Origin of the sequence: Alcanivorax sp., assembly GCF_051117345.1 — a bacterium.
In the GTDB taxonomy this organism is placed as follows: domain Bacteria; phylum Pseudomonadota; class Gammaproteobacteria; order Pseudomonadales; family Alcanivoracaceae; genus Alcanivorax.
Map to the genome: position 1 here is coordinate 1 of NZ_JBNPEC010000194.1, position 5,414 is coordinate 5,414.

At 63.2% G+C, this 5,414-nt stretch carries 1 protein-coding gene; it reads right to left on the minus strand.

Going from position 1 to position 5,414, the window contains the following annotated elements:
* Nucleotides 1-5,414, minus strand: a 5,414-nt coding sequence (locus tag ACFE0K_RS12400; protein ID WP_434536359.1) for an Hpt domain-containing protein, incomplete at both ends; no start/stop codon positions are given.

Genomic DNA, 5,414 nt, shown 5'->3' on the forward strand with positions numbered 1-5,414 from the left:
CACTTCCCGGGGGCCTCCCAGGTTGTTCACCACGTGGGACTCGGTGTGGTCGGTGCTGCGGATCAGCAGTACCGTCATGGGGTTGGTGTGATTTTCCAGGGGCGGGCTGCGCGTGCCATGGACGAAATTGCCCAGGGATTGCAGCTCGTAGTCCTGGCCCACATAGGTATAGACCGGGTTGTCTTCCTCGAAGTAATGCTGCAGCTCGAAGGGGCTGATACGCACGATGCCTTCGATCTGGTTCAACGGGATGGCGTAGGTGTCTTCCGCCGCCTTCACCATCAGGGCCCGGTTCATGGCCAGGGTAAACGGCAGGCGGATGATGAAGCGGGTGCCCTGCCCCTTGTGCGAATCGATGGTCACCGAGCCGCCCATCTGCTTGATCTCGCTGGCCACCACGTCCATGCCCACGCCACGGCCGGAAATCTGCGTGACAGCGGCGGCGGTGGAGAAGCCGGCATGGAAGATGAACTGCTGGATTTCCTGCTCGGAAAGTTGCGCGTCCGGGGCGATCAGGCCGCGTTCCACGGCTTTCTTGCGCACGGCGTCGGTGTCGATGCCCTTGCCGTCGTCGGACAGGGTAATCACTACCTCGCCACCCTCGCGGCCCAGTTCCAGGTTGATACGACCGGTGTCGTTCTTGCCGACGCTCTGGCGGCCTTCACGGGTTTCGATGCCATGGTCCACGGCGTTACGCAGCATGTGCTCCAGCGGCGCGACTACCCGTTCCATCAGGGAGCGGTCCAATTCGCCTTCCGGGTTGAGCACATCGAAATCCACCCGTTTGTCCACTTCACCGGAAATCTGCCGGACGATACGACGCAGACGCGGTACCAGGCGGCTGAAGGGCACCATGCGGGTGCGCATCAGTTTTTCCTGCAGCTCGGTGTTGATCCGCGATTGCTGCAGCAGCAGGGTTTCCGTGTCCTTGGTGCGGTCCAGCAGGGTGTTCTTCAGATCCAGCAAATCCGAGGCAGATTCCGACAGCTGCTTGGTGATCTGATGCAGCTCGGAGTATTGATCCATTTCCAGCGGGTCGAAGTCTTCGTCGATTTCGCCCCGTTCCACGCCCTGCTGATAATTGGACATGATCTGCGCTTCGGTTTCCGAATCCAGCCGGCGCAGCTGTTCGTAGAGGCGCTGTACCGTGTTGCCCATTTCCTCCACGTTGAAGGTGAACTCGGAAATCCCCTGCTCTACCCGACCGCGGTTAATGGAGGTTTCCCCGGCCAGGTTCACCAGCGCTTCCAGCACGTCGGCCCCGACCCGCACCATTTCCTGGGGTTGCGCCTGGTTTTGACGCTGGCGGCGGTCATCCTGTTTCGGCTGTTGCGGTTGTGGCTTCTCGGCCGCCGGCGCCATGGCCGTGCTGCTCTCTTGCGGAGCGGCGGCGGGTTGGCGGCGGGCGCTACGGGCTACCGATTCCATGCCCCGGACAATCTGGTCGTACCAGTTGATCATGGGCTGGAAATCTTCCTGGGTGGGCGCCTCGCGGCGCCTTTCCAGCTGTAGCAGATAGGTTTCGAAGTCGTGGCTGATGTCGCCCAGCGGCTTCAGGCCGGCCAGTCGCGCACCGCCCTTGAGGGTATGCAGGGCGCGCTTGAGGTCATCGGTGAAATCGGTGCTTTCCGGATGGTCTTTCCAGGACGTCAGGCAGGCATCGATGATTTCCGCCAGCTCATCGGACTCTTCCAGGAAAATTTCCAGAATTTCCGGATCACTGTCCGATTCCCAGTCACTGTAGTCGTCGTCCGCGTGTTCGCGGGTAGCCGGTTCTTCCTGTTTGGTCGGCGCCGGTGGCGGCGCCTCTGCGGGCGTTGGCGCGGCAGAAGCAACAGCAGGCAGGCTGAATCCCGCCGGGTCGGCCACATAGCCGTGAATGGCCTGGATCAGGGTGTCGCCCTGGGGCAGCGGCCGGCCGGCCTTGAGCGCCTCTACCATTTCCGCCAATTGGTCGTGGCAGCGATGCAACAGATCGAACAGGGTCGGTTCAATGGCCAGGCGGCTTTGCGCCAGGCCTTCATAAAGGGTTTCCAGCTCGTGGCCCAGATCGCCCAGTTCGCTGACTTCCGCCATGCGTGCGCCACCCTTGAGGGTGTGCAGATCGCGTTGCAGGGATTGCAGTTCGATCAGGTTGTCCTGCTCGCCGATCCACTGCTCCAGGCTGCTGCCGGCGGATTCCAGAATCTCGTCGGCTTCTTCCAGGAAGATTTCTACCAGCTCCGGGTCACGCTCCGGTTGAGGGGGCGCCGGAGAGGCGGGCGCGTCCTCAACCGCAACGGGCGCGGTGCTGCCGGTGTCTTCGGCAAAGTGGGAAGCGGCTTCGTGAGCCTGGGGTTCACTGTCGAGGGTGGCACTGGAACTCGGGGTATCACTGGCCGGGCTGTCGCCGCGCAGGAAGGCCTGGATGGCGCTGACCAGTTCCGGGGCGTCTTCCGGGGTTCTGCCGCCGCGCAGGGCGTCGATCATTTCGGCGAGCCGGTCGTGGCAACGGTGCAGCAGGGCAAACAGGGCCGGGTCCGTTTGTTGCTGGCCGTTATGATGAGCTTCGTAGAGATTTTCCAGTTCGTGGGCCAGGTCGCCTACCGGGGCCACGGCGGCCATGCGGGCCCCTCCTTTGAGGGTGTGCAGATCCCGTTGCAGACCATCCACGTTGCCGGCATCACCCTGTTCCCACTGGTCCAGGGTCTGGCTGGCGGATTCCAGAATCTCTTCGGCCTCTTCCAGGAACAGGCTGACCAGTTCCGGATCCATGTGGGCCTGATATTCACCACTGCCGGCCCAGCTGTTGGTATCCGGGGCGCTATCCACAGCCGGGGAATCTGCGCTGTTGTCAGAGAAGGCATCGTCCCAGTGAGGTGAACGGCCGCCAGGGCCTGGGCCATCGCCGTCCGGGCCGCTGCTTTCTGCCAGTTCATGAAGGGAATCCACCAGGCCCAGTTCCGGGCGCACGGTCTGGCCGGCGGCCAGGCAGTCCATCATGTTGACCAGGGCATCCTGGCCTTCAGCAGCCAGCGCCAGCATCTGCTCGCTGCAGGCCAGGCGGCCGGATTCCACCGCGCTATAGCAGGCGGCCAGGGCTGCGGCCAGGGCGTGAATTTCGTTGAGGCCGGCGGTGGTGGCGCTGCTGGAGAGCAGTTGCAGCTCATCGCGCAGTTTCACCAACTCTTCGGTCTGTTCTGGATGCTGGGCCCACTGATCCAGCAGTTGTTCCGCGTCCACGATCAGGTCCATGCCTTCGGAAAGGAACACGGAAAGGATGTGTGGATCCGGGCCGGAGTCATTCTGTTCGGCCAGCCCGTCGCGGTGTTGCTGTAGCGCGGAGATCAGGGCATCGGCGCCGGGCAGGTGGGGTTGAGCGAGCTGTTCCAGGTTGTTGAGCACCAGGCGATGAGCCTGCCGCAGCAGCCCGGCCTGCTGTGTGGTTATCCGGCGGTTGCTGCTGATCAGGTCGCGGACCAGCTTTTCCGCCGGCTCCGCGACTTCCGCCACCGCTTCGATTTCCGCCATGCGGGCACTGCCCTTGAGGGTGTGCAGAGCGCGGTGGACGCTATCGTCCAAGGTGTGTTCGGACAAGTCCGGGTCGACGGTGTCCAGCCACTCATCAATCAGCGCCAGGTTGCGACGGGCTTCGCTGGCGAAGATCTCCAGCAGCACCGGGTCGGGTCCCTCCTCGCTGTCGGCATCCGCTGTGGCGTTGTCGCCGTCACTCATGTCCGGGATGTCGGCGAGGCTGTCGATACCGTTGTCGGCGTTGTCGCTGTCTGCTGACGCGGTTTCGCTGGCCGGCTCGGGTGCCTCTTCGTCAGGCAGACTGAATTCGATGACGTCATCATCGGCATTGTCGTTGTCTTCCCAGGCAAGGTAGGCATCGCTATCGTCGGCGGCGTCGTTGAAAGCAGCCAGATCTTCCACGGACAGGCTGTCGTCACTGTCCGCGCCGGTGTCCGCGAACGATTCGCTGTCGGCGGGCAAGGTGATTTCCAGCGTGTCGTCGCTTTGCGTGTCATCGCCGGATGCAGCAACGTCGGCCTGGTTATCAGCGCTGTTGCTCTCGCTGCCAGTGATGGCCGGCACCTGATCAATCTGGCCGCCGGCGGCCAGGGTGTCGGCGGCGTCGGCCAGCGGTTGCACATCGAACGGATCGGGTTGTCGCAGGGTAAAGGCATCCACCAGGGCAGGAACGCGGTTGCGGACCTCCTGTACCAGTGCAATCAGCACCGCGGTGGGTTCAATGCTGCGGTCAATGACCCGGTTGAGCATGTTTTCCACGGACCAGCCCAGCTCACCCACGGTGCTGGCACCGACCATGCGGCCGGAGCCTTTCAGGGTGTGGAAGGCGCGGCGGAATTCCACCAGGGATTCTTCATCGCTGGTGTTGGCGGCCCAGCGCGGGAAGTATTGATCCAGTGCGTCCAGGACTTCGCCGATTTCTTCCTGGAAGATCTCGATGATTTCGTCATCGATCAGATCGTCATCGTCGTCGGCAGAGTGGCTCTCGGCGATCGGTTGTGGCTCGGCGCCGGATTCCTGCGGTGCGGACTGTGCTTCCTGGCCGGTGGGTGCCAGGCCGGTAATTTCGAGAGTGCGGTCGTCCTCGTCGGCGCCGTCCTGCGCGGCATCGTCGCTGTCGTCGAAGGCCTGTTCCAGGGAGACGTCTTCATTCAGGTCGTCGTCGCCGAGGTGGTCGTCGGTAATGTCGGCATCAGGCTCGGGATGCAAAGACTCCGGCTCGTCGACGGTGTGGCTGTCAGTCCGGGCCTCTGCGTCCAGCTCAATGCGTTCCACCTCGAACTGGTCATCGCCGAAATCACTGCCCTGGTCCAGCGGGTAACCGAGAGCGTCCACACTGGCACGGGCCAGTTGCAGGATATCGTCGGTCGTTTCCGGGTCGTCGCTGAGACGTTCCAGATAGTATTCCACCGAGGTGATGGCATCGGCCAGGGTGTCCATGCTGCGCCAGTCCGGTTTGGGCTGGTCGGCGTCAAGCAGCTTTTCCTGAATGAAGAGCACGCACTGGCGCAGAATCACCGCAGGCTTGCTGAGCTGGATGACTTCCAGGCCGCCGCGCACGGCATTAAGCCGTTCCGGCACCGGGCCCAGGTGCTCCGGGTTCCATTGTGAGGCAATGAACTCGACGATGCCGTCCTTGGCCTCTTCCAGGCCGGCACGGCATTCTCGCAGTACCGCATCCATGGCCTGGCCCACGTGGCCAGGCATATCGCCCTGATCGCCAGCATAGGATTTGCCGCGACGATCGCCGCCGCTGATACCGGCCAGGGTGGCTTCCACATAGAGCCGTGCGCCGGCGATATCCATCAGGGTATCGCGTTCGGCCGGACGTTTGCCGGCGACAATGTCTTCCACTGCGTGGAGCTGTTCTTCCCCCCGGGTGCCCGGCTTGCCCCGGCCCA